A 14,344-nucleotide genomic window follows, 5' to 3' on the forward strand; every position below is an offset into this window, starting at 1 on the left:
AGGCGCATGGCTCCCAGCTCCCAAAGCCTCTGGATCGAAACCTTTCTGGAAGCCCAGGCTGCAGAGCTTGGCGCCTCTCCCAACACGCTGGCCGCCTATATGCGCGACCTCACCGCCTTTACGGATTGGGCCAAACGCAAGCAGGTCACCTTTGAAACCGCCACACAGGCGCAAATCGAAGATTTCCTGCTGTTTTGTGATGCCGAAGGCCTTGCACAGGCCACACGCGCGCGGCGGCTCTCCGCCCTCAAACAACTGTTTCGCTTTGCCTTTGAAGAAGGCTGGCGCGACAGCAACCCGGCCATCCAGATCCGTGGCCCCGGTCGCTCCAAACTCCTGCCCAAGACCCTTGAGGTGACCGAGGTCGACGCCCTGTTGGCAGCAGCGCAAGAAACGGGGCGCACTCCGCAGGACCGCCTACGAAACACCTGCCTGATGGAGCTGCTCTACGCCACCGGTATGCGTGTCACCGAGCTTGTCAGCCTTCCGGTCGCCGCCGCGCGCGGCAATCCGCAGATGCTTCTGGTGCGCGGCAAAGGGGATAAGGAACGCATGGTCCCGCTTTCCCCGCCCGCGCGCGAAGCCCTCGCTGTCTGGCTGTCAGTCCGCGACAAAGCCGAGGAAGAAAAACGCACCAAAGGCAAACACGCCTCGCTGTTTCTCTTTCCCTCACGCGGCGCGCTCGGCCATGTCACACGCAACTGGTTTCACACGCTGATCAAAGATCTTGCCATCACCGCAGGCGTGCCACCTAAAAAGGTCACGCCACACACGCTGCGCCACGCCTTTGCCACCCATCTGCTGGCCAATGGCGCCGATCTGCGCGTGATCCAGACGCTTCTGGGGCACGCCGATCTCTCAACAACCGAGATTTATACCCACGTTCTGGATGAACGCCTGCACGAACTGGTGACCACCCATCACCCGCTTGCGCGCGAGGGCGAAAGCCGCTCGGACAGCGGCACCCGCAAATCCTCCGGTAACACATCTTCAGACGGCCAATAGCCGCTCACCAGCCCCTCGTGGTAGCCTTGGGTAAGCCCAGCCTCTTGCATTTTTGCAAAAGCTTGCCCGGCATCATAAGCCAGATCACAGATTTTCAGCGCCTGTCCGTCAAAAATCGCAAAGCGCGTGGATTGGCGGCCATCATGTGGCGGCATCCCGACCACCCCGGCATTGATCCAGCGCACCGCGCCGATCCGCCGTTCAAACGGAATGCCACAATGCCCTGCCAGCACCACATCGACCGGGCCAACCTTATCCGTCAGCGCAGCGATCTCCTCGGCAAAAGCGGCCTCCGGTGATGTTGACCACAGGAACCGCGCCACATCCGTGACACCGCCATGGATCACCGCCACCCGCTGTCCTGCCAGCTCGAAACAAACGATCTCCGGCAGACCCGCCATCCAGCCCCGCGCTGCATCGTCAACTTGCTGGGCGGCAAAGCCATACCATCCGGCGGAAAGCAGATCACAGACCGTGCCCTCTTCAAAGCCGCAGCCGCAATCCGCCGCACCGCTGGCCAACTGCAGCTCACAATTGCCCGCAACAACAACCGCACCGCTGTCGCGCACCGCGGCCACCGTTTCCGCAGGCTGGCCGCAATAGGCCACTACATCCCCGGTGCAAATCAGATTGCGCCCCGAAATGCCGCGCGCTTTGGCCTCTCCCAAAACCGCCTCTGTGGCCTGCAAATTCGAATACGGCCCGCCAAATACCAGCACCGGTCCATCAAGCCTGCCCAAATCCTGCATCCACTGCGCCTTCCCTAAGTTCGTGACCCTGCTCTAGCGCAATAGCGCGCGCCGACCCCAATCACAAATCCGCCAACGAAATGCGCCCCCCACGGACAGCCAAAACAAAAGGCCGAAGCAAACGCCCCGGCCTTTCAAATGCGCCACGATTGCAGAGCATTATTTGTATTTTGCCACCATCTGCGCCTGGGTGCCATCTTCCATCATGGACGCCATAGCCGCATCAATCTTTGCGACGGTCTCCGCCGGTGTGCTCTTGGAGCAGGCAATAAAGAACTCATCGCGGGACACTTCCAACGCCATCTCAAGGTCGGCATTTTGCGCGGTAATAGACTTCGCGCCATCTTCGCCAAGGATGACGTAATCAAGACGCCCAGCGCGCAGTTTCTTCAGCGTTTTGTCCAGATCTGGCGCTGTGTCCACCTTTGCTGCCCCAAGCCCGTTTAGCAATTCAACGGTAAAATCTCCGACCTGCGTGCCAATGGCTTTGGTCAGCGCCACGTCCAATGTCGTTACATCTGTGTTTTCACCGGCGCGCTGCACCAGATAGGTGCTCTCGACATACATCGGACCAGCCCATTGAAACTTGGGTTCCCGCTCTTCAGTGCGCGCGGTCGAAAACACACAGGTGTTTTCATTCTTTTCCGCCAGCACAATGGCGCGGGTCCATTTTGTGATCTCCACCGAAGAAGTCAGTGCCGCACGGTTCGCCACCTCATGGATCAGATCAATGCCATGACCAACCGCCTCGCCGTTTTCCATCCAGGAATAAGGCGCATAGTCTTCGGTCAAAAATGCCACATCGGCATCACCTGCCATCGCAACAGCTGGCACAGCCATCGCGCAGAAAATAAGGGCTTTCATAAGCCTGAGTCTCCCACTTCTAACTCTGAGCCGCCCATTTAAGCGCGCGGTATAAAATAACTCTTAACCGCGCCGCGCCCCCTTGATCCGCCCTGCCCCTGCACCCATAACCAATTTGACCAGTCAAACGAGGATCTTATGGAGCCCGCATCGTCCATCGACACCGCATTTTGGATCACCGCCGGGGTAATCCTCTTTTTGCTCATGCTCTCGGGCTTCTTTTCGGGCTCTGAAACCGCGCTCACTGCGGCCTCGCGCGGCAAGCTGCGCACGCAGGCCGACAAAGGCAGCCGCGGCGCACAGCGCGCCCTTGCCGTCACCGAAGACAGCGAACGCCTGATCGGCTCCGTGCTCTTGGGCAACAACCTCGTCAACATTCTCGCCACCTCGCTGGCCACCGCGCTTTTCACCCGCGCCTTTGGCGAAAGCGGCGTGGCTATGGCCACTTTGGTCATGACCCTGCTGGTGTTGATCTTTGCCGAGGTGCTGCCCAAAACCTACGCCATCACGCGGCCCGAAGATGCCGCCTCCACCGTCGCTGGCCCGATCAGCCTTGTGGTCACCGTCTTCTCCCCCGTGGTGGCTGCTGTGCGTATCTTGGTGCGCACTGTGCTGCGCCTCTTTGGGGTGGAGATCGACCCGGACAGCCAGATCCTCGCTGTGCGTGAAGAAATCGCGGGCGCCATTCAGCTTGGCCACTCCGAAGGCATTGTCGAAAAAGAAGACCGCGACCGCATCTTGGGCGCGCTCGATCTCTCTGACCGCACGGTTGAGGAAATCATGTTGCACCGCTCCGGCATCGAGATGATCAACGCCGATGACAGCCCCGCCGACATCCTCAACCAATGTCTGGAGAGCAATCACACCCGCCTGCCCGTCTTTAAGGATGAGCCGGAAAACATCATTGGTGTTGTGCACGCCAAAGACCTCTTCCGCGCCATGTACCGCCGCGTGCGTGAGGCGGGCACCTCGCCTGAACGCATGACAGACATTGTGCTCGATGAGGTCGCCAAAGAGCCTTATTTCGTGCCAGAAACCACCGCACTTGACGATCAGATGCGCGAATTTCTGCGCCGCCACGCCCATTTTGCGCTGGTGGTGGATGAATATGGCTCCCTGCAGGGCCTGATCACGCTGGAAGACATCCTTGAGGAAATCGTGGGTGAGATCACCGACGAATTTGACGAGGACGGCGACCACAAGATTGGCAAATCCGAGGATGGCCAGTTCCTGATCGAGGGAGCCATGACGATCCGCGATCTCAACCGCGCCACCGATTGGAACCTGCCCGATGACGAGGCCAACACCGTGGCGGGTCTGGTGATCCATGAGGCCCAGATGATCCCCACCGTGGGGCAGGTCTTCTCCTTCCATGGCTTCCGTTTCGAAGTCACTGGGCGCGAGGCCAACCGGATCACCGACCTCAAGATACGCCCCCTCTGATGCAGAGGACCACTCGGCACGTAAGGCTGCACCAAAAATGAACAACATCAAAGGCAGCCTGCTTGTCATTGCCTCCATGCTGGGCTTTGCCACCGCTGACATGTTCATGAAACAGCTGACCGGGTCGCTGCATCCCGGTCAGGTGCTGATGGGGCTGGGCCTCGGCTCTGGCTTGATCTTTCTCACGATCATTCTGGCCACCCGCGCACCCCTCTTTGCGCGCCGGCACTGGACCCCGCGTCTGCTCCTGCGCTCCGCCGCCGAAGCCGCCAGCGGCGTCATGTTCACCTTGGCCCTGTCGCGCATCGACCTGTCCACCGCCGCCGCCATCTTTCAGGCCATGCCGCTGATCCTCACCCTATTGGCCGCGCTGTTCCTCGGGGAAACCGTCGGTTGGCGACGCTGGAGCGCCCTTTCCATTGGCTTTGCCGGTGTGCTGCTGATCATCCGCCCCGGCCTCGGTGGATTTAACGCCACGGCCTTTCTGGTGCTCGGCGCAGCGCTCGGGATCGCGATCCGTGACATCCTCACACGACGCATAGATCTTCAGGTCTCGTCCCATGTGGTCGCCCTGCAAGGCTTCTTGGGCTTTCTGATTGCGGGCACATGTCTGCTGGGATTTTCCGGTGCCAGCGCCGCCCCGCTCGCCTTGGGAGAACTCACTCGATTTGCGGGCGCAGCCCTCTTTGGCGCGGCAGGATACTGGGCCATCGTCACAGCCATGCGCGTCGGCGAAGCCTCAGCCGTCGCACCCTTCCGCTACACCCGCCTTGTCTTTGCCATGCTGCTTGGCATCTTCATCCTTGGCGAACGCCCGGATTGGCCCACCTTCGCAGGCTCGACCCTCATCGTCGCCGCAGGTCTTTACACCTTCCTGCGCGAACGCGCCCTCGCCCGTAGCGGATAATGTGCAACGCCCCTTAACTGTTAGCCCTAACCTTGAGAAAAACTACCGTTAGCGCTACCAAATGCCGTTTACTTTTGCCTCTGCGCTGCTATAGCTGCCTCAACAATTGACCAGTGCAGGGACCCCCAGGATGAGCACCATCATTGATATCTTCGCCCGTGAAATTCTCGACAGCCGTGGCAACCCAACCGTCGAAGTCGACGTAATCCTCGAAGACGGCACCATGGGCCGCGCCGCCGTACCGTCAGGCGCCTCCACCGGCGCACATGAAGCCGTAGAAAAGCGCGACGGCGACAAATCCCGCTACTTGGGCAAAGGCGTGCTGGAAGCGGTCAACGCCGTGAACGGCGAAATCGCCGAAGCTCTGGTGGGCATGGACGTGACCGAGCAGGTTGCCATCGACGCCGCGATGATCGAGTTGGACGGCACCCCAAACAAAGGCCGCCTTGGCGCCAACGCCATCCTCGGCGTGTCCCTCGCTGCCGCCAAAGCTGCGGCTGACCACACTGCACAGCCGCTGTTCCGCTATGTCGGCGGCACCTCTGCACGCGTCCTGCCTGTGCCGATGATGAACATCATCAACGGCGGTGAGCACGCCGACAACCCGATCGATATTCAGGAATTCATGATCATGCCTGTCTCCGCGGCCAACATCCGCGAAGCCATCCGCATGGGTGCCGAGGTCTTCCATGTGCTAAAGAAAGAACTGTCTGCTGCGGGTTACAACACCGGCATCGGCGATGAAGGCGGCTTTGCTCCGGCTCTGGAAAGCACCCGCAAGGCGCTGGACTTCTGCATGAGCGCCATCGAAAAAGCGGGCTACAAACCGGGCGAAGACATCTACCTCGCGCTCGACTGCGCCTCCACCGAATACTACGAGGGCGGCAAATACGAGATGAAGGGCGAAGGCAAATCCCTGACCTCTGCGGAAAACGCCGACTACCTCGCCGAGCTCTGCAACGACTACCCGATCATCTCCATTGAGGACGGCATGGCCGAAGACGACTGGGACGGCTGGAAGCTGCTGACCGACAAGATCGGCGACAAGGTACAGCTGGTGGGTGACGATCTCTTTGTGACCAACCCGACCCGTCTGGCAGACGGCATTTCGCAGGGCGTGGCCAACTCCATGCTGGTGAAAGTGAACCAGATCGGCTCGCTGACCGAGACGCTCAAGGCCGTCGATATGGCCCACCGCGCGCGCTACACCAACGTGATGTCCCACCGCTCGGGTGAAACCGAGGACGCCACCATCGCCGACCTCGCCGTGGCCACCAACTGCGGCCAGATCAAAACCGGCTCCCTGTCGCGCTCTGACCGTCTGGCGAAATACAACCAGCTGATCCGCATCGAAGAAGCGCTGGGTGAAACCGCCGAATACGCAGGCCGCTCAATCCTGAAATAACCTCAAGAGGCCGGGGAAATCTTCCCCGGCCTTTTCTTTGCTGGCCCCTTGCATGCGCGTCCCCATTTTATTGTATTTGCTGTGTCTCCCCGTTCTGGCAGACAGCATCGAACGGCTTATTCAAATCTGGACCGCCCCTATCTCTGATGTGGATTGGATTGAGGCTCGCTACCTAAACGCTCCTATGATCAGCACACTGCATCTCTTGCTCGGTCTGGTGTTCTTTTTAACCGGCCCACTGCAGTTCTGGACCGCTTTACGTGCCCCACACCGACGTAGTTGGCACCGCATGTGCGGCTATATCTTTAGTCTGAGTGCACTTCTGTCCAGTTTGGCCATCATGATCATGGTCCTGACGTTTCCCGCCATTGGCGGCACATTGACCATCATCGGAACCTATCTGATATGTCTTGGCATGCTGACCTGTATCGGATCCGCGCTCTGATCAATACGACGCAAAGATGTGCCTCTGCATCAGCTCTGCATGGCAGCCGCCTTTACCCTGGGCCTATCTGTCGCCACCGCTCGCTGGTTTATCTATGGTGCAGACTGGCTGTTTGATATCCCCTTTATCGACAGCTTTGCCCCTGCCTCCATTCTCGCGGGCCTCACCAATCTCACTGTCTTCGGCTACCTTTGGCGTCCCACCATCACATGCCAATACCGCCGCCTCCTGAAATAACCGTAGGGTGCGCATACACTGCGCACCGTCACGAACGATGAAAGGCGGCTCCATGAGCCGCCTTTTTTCTTGCGCTTTGCGCTGCATATGGCCCTATGGAGCCAAAAGAACTTGGACTTGCCCAAATGACCGCCGACCAAATCATCGCCCAGCTCAACCTCGCCCCGCACCCGGAAGGCGGCCATTACCGCCAGACATGGATTGCTGATGCGCCGGAGGGCACCCGCCCCGCTGGCACCGCGATCTTTTTCCTGCTGAAGGCGGGTGAGGTCTCCCACTGGCACCGCGTCGATGCCGCCGAAATCTGGCACTACTACGCGGGCGCGCCGCTGATCCTGTCGCTTGCAGAAACCGACGCTGGCCCGGCGCAAGACCTGACCCTCGGCCCGGATCTCGCCGCAGGCCAGCTCCCGCAGCACATCGTGCCGCCCCATCATTGGCAAGCCGCACGCAGCACGGGCGACTGGACGCTTGTCGGCTGCACTGTCTCCCCTGCCTTCCAGTTCGAAGGCTTCGAGCTCGCCGCTCCCGGATTTGACATCCCGCGATGAGCGCACCGCTGAGCCACAAGGAGGCCCTTGCGCGCCTTACGCCGGACCGCCGCAGCGCACTGCAAAGCCGCTCTGACGCCGCGGGCCTGCGCCACCTCGCGCTCTATCTCGGCGCACTGCTGCTTTGCGCGCTTTGGGTCGGCCTGCGCGCGCCGCTCTGGCCGCTGATGCTCCTGCCGCTCGGCGTGCTCTGGGTGTTCCTCTTCACGCTCAGCCACGAATGCACCCACGACACGCCCTTTGCCACCCGCTGGATCAACCGCGCGGTGGGCCACGCCTGCGCGCTGCCGCTGATACTGCCTTTTACATGGTTTCGCGCCTTTCATATGGCGCATCACAAATTCACCAATGATCCCGAGCGCGACCCGGAGCTGGCTGGCGGCCCACGCCCGGACACATGGCGCAGCTATCTGCTTTACCTCTCCGGCCTAAGCTACTGGCAAGCCGCGGTAAAAACGCTTCTTCAAAACGCCTTTGGCACGCTGGGCGCCCCCTATCTGCCAGCCCGCAAACACGCCGCCATGCGCAGCGAGGCCCGCATTCTTCTCACGCTTTATGCGCTCATCGCAGCCAGCCTGCTGGTCTCGCCGCTCCTATTCTGGGTCTGGATCCTGCCCAGCCTGATCGGCCAGCCCTTCCTCCGCGCCTATCTTCTGGCGGAGCACGGCCGCTGCCCGCCGGTGGCCAATATGCTGGAAAACTCCCGCACCACCTTCACCAACCGTCTGGTGCGCTTTTTGGCTTGGAACATGCCCTATCACGCGGAGCATCACGCCTTTCCAAACGTGCCCTTCCACCAGCTCCCCGCGCTGCATGAAGACCTGAAGCCGCATTTGCAAAGCACCTCAGAGGGCTACAGAGCTTTTCACAGCGACTACCAATCAGACCTGACACACGGACGTTAGGCCGGGCCTCGCCCGACCTCCCCCCACGGGAGGGCGAGACTTATAGCCCAAAACATTCCCAAACCGCTACATGCGTCGGGATGTATTCGCAGATTTCAGATCAAAGGTCGCCCACCCGAGGTCGGGCAAGGCCCTTCTGAAAACAATCACCTCTGCGGCACACTCACCGTGCCACCGCCCACCATCGCCATCACACCCGTTGTGCTTGGCGCAGAGGTCGGTAGCCCCCGCGCGACGCGCACAGCCAGATAGGCAAAGGCCTGCGCCTCCAGCATATCACCATCAAGCCCCACCTCTTCGACAGGCACCACGGGACAATCCAGCGACACCCGCAGCATCTCCATCAGCACCGGATTATGCCGCCCGCCTCCGGTCACCAACACGCGGCTTGGCGGCACCGGACAATGCCCCATGCCCTGCGCCACACTGGCGGCACACATCGCCGTCATGGTTGCCGCCGCATCCTCATCAGAGAGCTCCCGCACCAGATCCATCATTTCCGGAAAATCATTCCGGTCCAGTGATTTAGGCGGCATACGAGAGAAATAGGCCTCCTGCAAAAACAGCTCCAGCGCGCCCGTGGCCACAGTGCCCTGCGCGGCGATCTTCCCGCCTTCGTCAAACGCCAGCCCACGCCGTGCGCGCAACAAATCATTCAGCGGCGCATTCGCAGGACCGGTGTCAAAGGCCAGCAAAGCACCATCCGCCTCCGGCCCCTCTTTGCGCGGATCCACCCATGTGATGTTGCCAACTCCACCCAAATTCAGAAACGCCACCGGCTCTTTGGCGCCAAACCACTTGGCGCAGGCAAAATGGAAGAACGGTGCCAAGGGCGCACCTTCGCCACCCAGCTCTACGTCTGCACTGCGAAAATCCCAAACCACCGGCACATCCAGCGCTTCTGAAAGCGCCTGCCCGTCTCCCACCTGACAGGTACCCCGCCCGCGGGGCTCATGCGCCAGCGTCTGGCCATGAAAGCCAATCAGATCAATATCTTTAAACCGCCCCAACACCTCTGCATGCGCCGCCTCGATCACCTTTGGCAGCGGCCTCAGCCTCAGGCCCGGCCCAATGGCCCAACGCCTCGGTCAAAACAGCCTGTTCCTCTGCAGAATAGGCCCGATACTCACTGGCCCCAAAGCCATGGATCTCCACGCCATCGGTCTCCACCACAGCCGCATCCACCCCGTCCAAAGACGTGCCTGACATCGCCCCCAAGGCCCGCTGAACCGTGGCTTTCTGCGCACCGCCGTTTTGCGCGGCTTTCTGGCCCTTCAACATGGCCTTTTCCTTCTGCTCTTCCCCGCCTATACACAGGCTCGCAAATCATACGGGATCGACACCATGACCTACCACCCCAAATCGGATTTCCTCACCGTGATGATAGAGCGCGGCTTTGTGGCCGATTGCACGGATTATGAAGGCTTTGACAAAGCACTCTGTGATGGTGTGGTGCCTGGCTATATCGGCTTTGACGCCACCGCCAAGTCCCTGCACGTGGGCTCGCTCATCCAGATCATGATGCTGCGCTGGCTGCAAAAGACCGGCCACAAACCGATCACCCTGATGGGCGGCGGCACCACCAAAGTGGGCGATCCGTCCTTCCGCGCCGATGAGCGCCCCCTGCTCAACAACGAACAGATCGACGACAACATCGCGGGTATCAAAAAGGTCTTCGACAAATACCTCGACTACGGCGATGGCGAAACCGATGCGCTGATGCTCAACAACGCCGAGTGGCTCGACGATCTGAACTACCTCGAATTCCTGCGCGACATCGGCCGCCACTTCTCGGTGAACCGCATGTTGTCCTTTGAGAGCGTGAAATCGCGTCTGGACCGCGAACAGTCCCTCTCCTTCCTCGAATTCAACTACATGATCCTGCAGGCCTATGACTTCCTGGAGCTCAACCGCCGCTACGGCTGTCTGGTGCAGTTCGGCGGCTCCGATCAATGGGGCAACATCGTCAACGGCATCGACCTCACTCGCCGTGTGGACGATGGCGGCCTCTTTGGCCTGACCTCCCCGCTGCTGACCACTTCTGACGGCAAGAAAATGGGCAAATCCGCCGATGGCGCGGTCTGGCTCAACGCCGACATGCGCTCTCCTTACGAGTTCTGGCAGTTCTGGCGCAACACCACCGACGCCGATGTGGGCCGCTTCCTGCGCCTTTACACCGAAATGCCGCTAGATGAATGCGCCCGTCTCGGTGCCCTGGCGGGCAGCGAAATCAATGAGGCCAAGATCATCCTCGCCAATGCCGTGACCACGCTTTGCCACGGTGCTGAGGCCGCTGCCACAGCCGAAGCCACCGCACGCGAAGTCTTTGAAAAAGGCGGCGTGGGCGATGATCTGCCCACCGTAACTCTCACCTCTGAGGACCTAGGCGACGGCATTTCCATCGTGCAGCTGATCGTGAAATCCGGCCTCGCAAAATCCGGCAAAGACGCCAAGCGCCTGATCAAGGAAAACGGTGCCAAGCTGGACGACGCGCCGCTGACCGACGCTGGCCTGATGATCGACGCCGCCGCACTGTCTTCCCCGATCAAGCTCTCAGCAGGCAAAAAGCGCCACGCGCTGGTACAGCTCGACAGCTGATCCACAGTAAAAACCACCTCAACCAAAGACCCGCCCCTTGCGCGGGCCTTTTTCTTTGCGCTTCTCATTCTCCCAATATCCCGGGGTGAATTGGCCCTCAGGCCAAGAGGGGCTGGCCCCTCATGCCTCTGGACAGACGCGTGCTGATCCGTTTATTTGAACATACGTTCATTTACCACCGGAGGAGCCCGCCCATGAAACTTGATCAAACCTGCGCCGTGATCACCGGTGGCGCTTCCGGCCTCGGCGAAGCCACCGCCCGCCATTTTGCTGCCAATGGTGCCAAAGTGGCCCTCTTTGACCTCAATGAGAAACGCGGCCAAGCAGTCGCCGAAGAGCTGGGCGGCACCTTCCACAAAACAGACGTCACCGATGAAGACAGCGTGGCCGCCGCCATCGCAGCCGCAAAGGCCGCCATGGGCAGCATCACCGCTGCGGTCAACTGCGCAGGCATCGCGCCCGCGGCCACCACCATTGGCAAAAAGGGCCCCCACCCGCTGCATGTCTTTCAGCAGACCATCGACATCAATCTTGTCGGCTCTTTCAACGTCGCCCGTCTTGCCGCCGAAGTGATTGCCGAAAACGAAGCCGAAGCAGACGGCGCACGCGGCGTGATCATCAACACCGCCTCTATTGCGGCCATGGACGGTCAGCGCGGCCAGGCGGCCTACGCGGCCTCCAAAGGCGGCATCGTCGGCCTATCCCTGCCCATGGCGCGCGATTTGGCCCGCTCCGGCATCCGCGTCATGGCAATCGCCCCGGGCATCTTCCTCACACCCATGCTGCAGGGTCTGCCCCAAGAGGTTCAGGATCAGCTCGCCGCCGATGTCACCTGCCCCAAACGTCTGGGCGACCCGTCTGAATACGCCCGCCTCGCCGGTTTCATCGTGGAAAACGGCTACCTCAACGGCGAGGTTATCCGCATCGACGGCGCCCTCAGAATGCAATAACCCGTAGGGTGCGCAATCCTTGCGCACCTCCCCTCCCCCCCATGCTCGGCTCTTCTTAAAAGGAGACCCACCATGCCCCGCCAAAACCGCGTTTTGCCCACCGGAGACATCCTGCGCCATCCCGCGCGGGGCAGCCTCATGGGCAATCGCGGCATCCTGCATGACACCGAGGCGTATGATCACGGCGCGCTCACCCATCGGCGCTGGCAACACAAAGCTTGGGTCTGCTGCGTGCTGTCCTTCAAAAACCGCCGCCGCACCCTCATGGCCCCCCGCCGCTACACCGAGCTTTTCTTTCACGACGAAGCAGTTGCACTGGCCGCCGGTCACCGCCCCTGCGCCGAATGTCGCCGCGCCGATCACAAAGCCTACCTCGCCGCCGCCGGCCACACAGGCTCCGCGCCTGCCTTTGACCAGCACCTGCACGCCGCGCGAGCCATCCCCCGCAAATTCCTGCAAAACCGCCCCCTTATGGCGGTGACAGACCTGCCCGACGCCACTTTTGTGCTGGACGGCGAACGCCCCCTGATGCTCATGGCAGACATGGCCCTGCCGTTTACGCCCGACGGCTACGGCGCCCCCATAAAACGCCCGCAAGGCACATTGCCCGTGCTCACACCGGCCCCCAGTATCCTCGCGCTGCGCGGCGGCTTTGCCCCCCAGCTGCACCTGCCAGACAGCCTCACCTGATCCCAGTCCAAAACCCCAATTCACCGCCACTTCGAAATCACTGGCCCTTTGACAAGCTATTTGCCATACCTTGCGCCAAACAGCCGATCAGGACCGCATCATGACCCAAATTATCGCTTCCCTTGCCGAGGTTTCCGACCGCTACAAAGCGCTCTTTGTCGATCTCTGGGGCTGTGTGCACAATGGCGTCACCGCCTACCCTGAGGCCGTGGCCGCGCTGCAGGCCCATCGCGCCAAAGGCGGCATTGTGGTGCTTGTCACCAACTCTCCCAAACCCCGCGCCGGTGTGGCCGAACAGCTGGGCGACTTTGGCGTGCCTGCGGATGCCTATGACACCATCGCCACCTCCGGGGACAGCGCGCGCTCCGCGATGTTTCAGGGCGCGGTTGGCGAAAAGGTCTATTTCATGGGAGAACCCGCGCGTGACGAAGGCTTCTTCCAGCCACTTGAGATTCTGGACAACCCGGTCAACATTCAGCGTGTGCCGCTGGCTGAGGCCGAGGGCATTGTCTGCTGCGGCCCGTTTGACCCGATGGCCGAGGTCGAAATCAACCGTCCCGACTTCCTCTTTGCCAAGCAAAAAGGCATGAAACTGCTCTGCGCCAACCCCGACATCGTGGTCGACCGTGGCGAAATCCGGGAATGGTGCGCCGGTGCTCTGGCCAAGCTCTACACCGACATGGGCGGAGAGAGCCTCTATTTTGGCAAACCCCATCCGCCGATCTATGATCTGGCCCGCCGCCGCCTCGCAGCCCTTGGCGTCTCGGTGTCAGACAGCGAGATTCTCGCCATTGGGGATGGGCCACATACCGATATTGCCGGCGGCATGGGCGAGAACATCGATTCGCTCTTCATCACCGGCGGTCTGGCGGAAAAAGAGACCAAGACCGCGCATCAGCCCGACGCAGAGGCCCTCGCCGCCTATCTCGCGGCAGAGCAAGTCACCCCGCAATACGCCATTGGTAAGCTTCGCTAGCAGAAAATACTTGATTTTCTGCGACTGCGAAGTAATAAAGTTGCAAATCATGCGCGCCACGCGCCATTAAGTTACCTAGCGAAAACCTCAGACCATCTGTGTGGAGGCCTCATGTTGGACAATCTGCCCCGCGGCACCATCTTTATCGAAGACCTCGAAATCGGCATGTCCCGCTATGTGCGCAAAACCGTGACCGATCAGGACATCGAGATGTTTGCCGCCGTCTCCACCGACCACAATCCTGTGCATCTGGATGAGGACTACGCCAGAGACACCATGTTTGGCGGGCGCATCGCCCATGGCATGCTGACCGCCGGGCTGATCTCAGCCGTGATCGGCGAACAGCTCCCCGGCCATGGCACCATCTACATGGGCCAGTCGCTGAAGTTCCTCGCCCCGGTGCGCCCCGATGACACGGTGCTGGCCACGGTCACCGTGACCGACATCGACATCGCCAAACGCCGCGTGAAGCTTGACTGCACCTGCACCGTTGAGGGCAAGAAAGTCCTCGCCGGAGAGGCCACCGTCCTCGCGCCCTCGCGTAAACTCGACTGAGGCCAAGACGCTTTATCCGTATCAGGCGGCACTTAACGGTGCCGCCTTTTTGTCTCTGCCGCCA

At 60.8% G+C, this 14,344-nt stretch carries 15 protein-coding genes and 1 pseudogene; 13 read left to right on the forward strand and 3 right to left on the reverse strand.

Going from position 1 to position 14,344, the window contains the following annotated elements; genetic code table 11:
• The first annotated feature begins 6 nt into the window (after positions 1-6).
• The gene (locus ACO07T_RS16125) at positions 7-1,005 is read left to right on the forward strand and encodes a site-specific tyrosine recombinase XerD (protein WP_422050234.1); all 999 of its coding nucleotides are present in this window, start codon (positions 7-9) and stop codon (positions 1,003-1,005) included.
• On the opposite strand, the gene ACO07T_RS16130 is transcribed toward ACO07T_RS16125, so the two are convergent.
• Together ACO07T_RS16130 and ACO07T_RS16135 are read right to left on the reverse strand one after the other, a co-directional pair.
• Positions 921-1,754, reverse strand: coding sequence for a metallophosphoesterase family protein (locus ACO07T_RS16130; RefSeq protein ID WP_422050235.1), 834 nt, complete (start codon positions 1,752-1,754; stop codon positions 921-923). The genes ACO07T_RS16125 and ACO07T_RS16130 overlap by 85 nt on opposite strands.
• A 159-nt stretch (positions 1,755-1,913) precedes the next feature.
• Complete coding sequence (locus tag ACO07T_RS16135; RefSeq protein WP_422050236.1) at positions 1,914-2,618, reverse strand: substrate-binding periplasmic protein; 705 nt, start codon at positions 2,616-2,618, stop codon at positions 1,914-1,916.
• 138 nt (positions 2,619-2,756) lie between these two features.
• On the opposite strand from ACO07T_RS16135, the gene ACO07T_RS16140 reads away from it, so the two are divergent.
• The 7 genes from ACO07T_RS16140 to ACO07T_RS16170 all read left to right on the forward strand — a co-directional run bounded on the left by ACO07T_RS16140 (position 2,757) and on the right by ACO07T_RS16170 (position 8,511).
• Positions 2,757-4,061, forward strand: a complete 1,305-nt coding sequence (locus tag ACO07T_RS16140; protein WP_209063263.1) for an HlyC/CorC family transporter — start codon at positions 2,757-2,759, stop codon at positions 4,059-4,061.
• Positions 4,062-4,098: 37 nt separating this feature from the next.
• Positions 4,099-4,968 carry a DMT family transporter gene (locus tag ACO07T_RS16145; protein ID WP_422050237.1) on the forward strand — a complete coding sequence of 290 codons (870 nt, stop codon included), beginning with the start codon at positions 4,099-4,101 and terminating at the stop codon, positions 4,966-4,968.
• A gap of 130 nt (positions 4,969-5,098) precedes the next feature.
• Entirely contained in the window at positions 5,099-6,373 is a 1,275-nt protein-coding gene (gene eno, locus ACO07T_RS16150; protein WP_209063267.1) for a phosphopyruvate hydratase, read from the forward strand.
• 52 nt (positions 6,374-6,425) lie between these two features.
• A complete protein-coding gene (locus ACO07T_RS16155) occupies positions 6,426-6,818 on the forward strand; it encodes a DUF2306 domain-containing protein (RefSeq protein WP_422050238.1) in 393 nt (130 codons plus the stop codon).
• Between the two features lie 39 nt (positions 6,819-6,857).
• A complete protein-coding gene (locus ACO07T_RS16160) occupies positions 6,858-7,055 on the forward strand; it encodes a hypothetical protein (protein WP_422050239.1) in 198 nt (65 codons plus the stop codon).
• A gap of 125 nt (positions 7,056-7,180) precedes the next feature.
• The gene (locus ACO07T_RS16165; RefSeq protein ID WP_422050240.1) at positions 7,181-7,606 is read left to right on the forward strand and encodes a cupin domain-containing protein; all 426 of its coding nucleotides are present in this window, start codon (positions 7,181-7,183) and stop codon (positions 7,604-7,606) included.
• On the forward strand, positions 7,603-8,511 hold the full coding sequence (locus ACO07T_RS16170) for a fatty acid desaturase (protein WP_422050241.1): 909 nt from the start codon (positions 7,603-7,605) through the stop codon (positions 8,509-8,511). Before ACO07T_RS16165 ends, ACO07T_RS16170 begins: the two co-directional genes overlap by 4 nt.
• Positions 8,512-8,657: 146 nt before the next feature.
• Here ACO07T_RS16170 and ACO07T_RS16175 read toward each other — a convergent pair.
• Positions 8,658-9,792, reverse strand: a pseudogene (locus ACO07T_RS16175) (anhydro-N-acetylmuramic acid kinase).
• Positions 9,793-9,855: 63 nt separating this feature from the next.
• On the opposite strand from ACO07T_RS16175, the gene tyrS reads away from it, so the two are divergent.
• The 5 genes from tyrS (at position 9,856) to ACO07T_RS16200 (ending at position 14,280) form a co-directional block, all read left to right on the forward strand.
• Positions 9,856-11,109 carry a tyrosine--tRNA ligase gene (gene tyrS / locus ACO07T_RS16180; protein ID WP_422050242.1) on the forward strand — a complete coding sequence of 418 codons (1,254 nt, stop codon included), beginning with the start codon at positions 9,856-9,858 and terminating at the stop codon, positions 11,107-11,109.
• A 194-nt stretch (positions 11,110-11,303) separates the two neighbouring features.
• On the forward strand, positions 11,304-12,059 hold the full coding sequence (locus tag ACO07T_RS16185) for an SDR family oxidoreductase (protein ID WP_422050243.1): 756 nt from the start codon (positions 11,304-11,306) through the stop codon (positions 12,057-12,059).
• A gap of 72 nt (positions 12,060-12,131) precedes the next feature.
• The gene (locus ACO07T_RS16190) at positions 12,132-12,749 is read left to right on the forward strand and encodes a hypothetical protein (RefSeq protein WP_422050244.1); all 618 of its coding nucleotides are present in this window, start codon (positions 12,132-12,134) and stop codon (positions 12,747-12,749) included.
• Positions 12,750-12,849: 100 nt separating this feature from the next.
• Positions 12,850-13,725: a TIGR01459 family HAD-type hydrolase gene (locus ACO07T_RS16195; RefSeq protein WP_422050245.1), complete on the forward strand. Its 876-nt coding sequence runs from the start codon at positions 12,850-12,852 to the stop codon at positions 13,723-13,725.
• Positions 13,726-13,836: 111 nt separating this feature from the next.
• Complete coding sequence (locus tag ACO07T_RS16200; RefSeq protein ID WP_209079188.1) at positions 13,837-14,280, forward strand: MaoC family dehydratase; 444 nt, start codon at positions 13,837-13,839, stop codon at positions 14,278-14,280.
• Positions 14,281-14,344: the final 64 nt, after the last annotated feature.

It is taken from the genome of Shimia sp. (genome assembly GCF_965227725.1).
Taxonomy (GTDB): domain Bacteria; phylum Pseudomonadota; class Alphaproteobacteria; order Rhodobacterales; family Rhodobacteraceae; genus Shimia.

Bases quoted from the DNA above. Each gene is read 5' to 3' on its own strand.
- ACO07T_RS16125 (WP_422050234.1), top strand. From the start codon at position 7: ATGGCTCCCAGCTCCCAAAGCCTCTGGATCGAAACCTTTCTGGAAGCC.
- ACO07T_RS16130 (WP_422050235.1), bottom strand. From the start codon at position 1,754: ATGCAGGATTTGGGCAGGCTTGATGGACCGGTGCTGGTATTTGGCGGG.
- ACO07T_RS16135 (WP_422050236.1), bottom strand. From the start codon at position 2,618: ATGAAAGCCCTTATTTTCTGCGCGATGGCTGTGCCAGCTGTTGCGATG.
- ACO07T_RS16140 (WP_209063263.1), top strand. From the start codon at position 2,757: ATGGAGCCCGCATCGTCCATCGACACCGCATTTTGGATCACCGCCGGG.
- ACO07T_RS16145 (WP_422050237.1), top strand. From the start codon at position 4,099: ATGAACAACATCAAAGGCAGCCTGCTTGTCATTGCCTCCATGCTGGGC.
- eno (WP_209063267.1), top strand. From the start codon at position 5,099: ATGAGCACCATCATTGATATCTTCGCCCGTGAAATTCTCGACAGCCGT.
- ACO07T_RS16155 (WP_422050238.1), top strand. From the start codon at position 6,426: ATGCGCGTCCCCATTTTATTGTATTTGCTGTGTCTCCCCGTTCTGGCA.
- ACO07T_RS16160 (WP_422050239.1), top strand. From the start codon at position 6,858: ATGGCAGCCGCCTTTACCCTGGGCCTATCTGTCGCCACCGCTCGCTGG.
- ACO07T_RS16165 (WP_422050240.1), top strand. From the start codon at position 7,181: ATGACCGCCGACCAAATCATCGCCCAGCTCAACCTCGCCCCGCACCCG.
- ACO07T_RS16170 (WP_422050241.1), top strand. From the start codon at position 7,603: ATGAGCGCACCGCTGAGCCACAAGGAGGCCCTTGCGCGCCTTACGCCG.
- tyrS (WP_422050242.1), top strand. From the start codon at position 9,856: ATGACCTACCACCCCAAATCGGATTTCCTCACCGTGATGATAGAGCGC.
- ACO07T_RS16185 (WP_422050243.1), top strand. From the start codon at position 11,304: ATGAAACTTGATCAAACCTGCGCCGTGATCACCGGTGGCGCTTCCGGC.
- ACO07T_RS16190 (WP_422050244.1), top strand. From the start codon at position 12,132: ATGCCCCGCCAAAACCGCGTTTTGCCCACCGGAGACATCCTGCGCCAT.
- ACO07T_RS16195 (WP_422050245.1), top strand. From the start codon at position 12,850: ATGACCCAAATTATCGCTTCCCTTGCCGAGGTTTCCGACCGCTACAAA.
- ACO07T_RS16200 (WP_209079188.1), top strand. From the start codon at position 13,837: ATGTTGGACAATCTGCCCCGCGGCACCATCTTTATCGAAGACCTCGAA.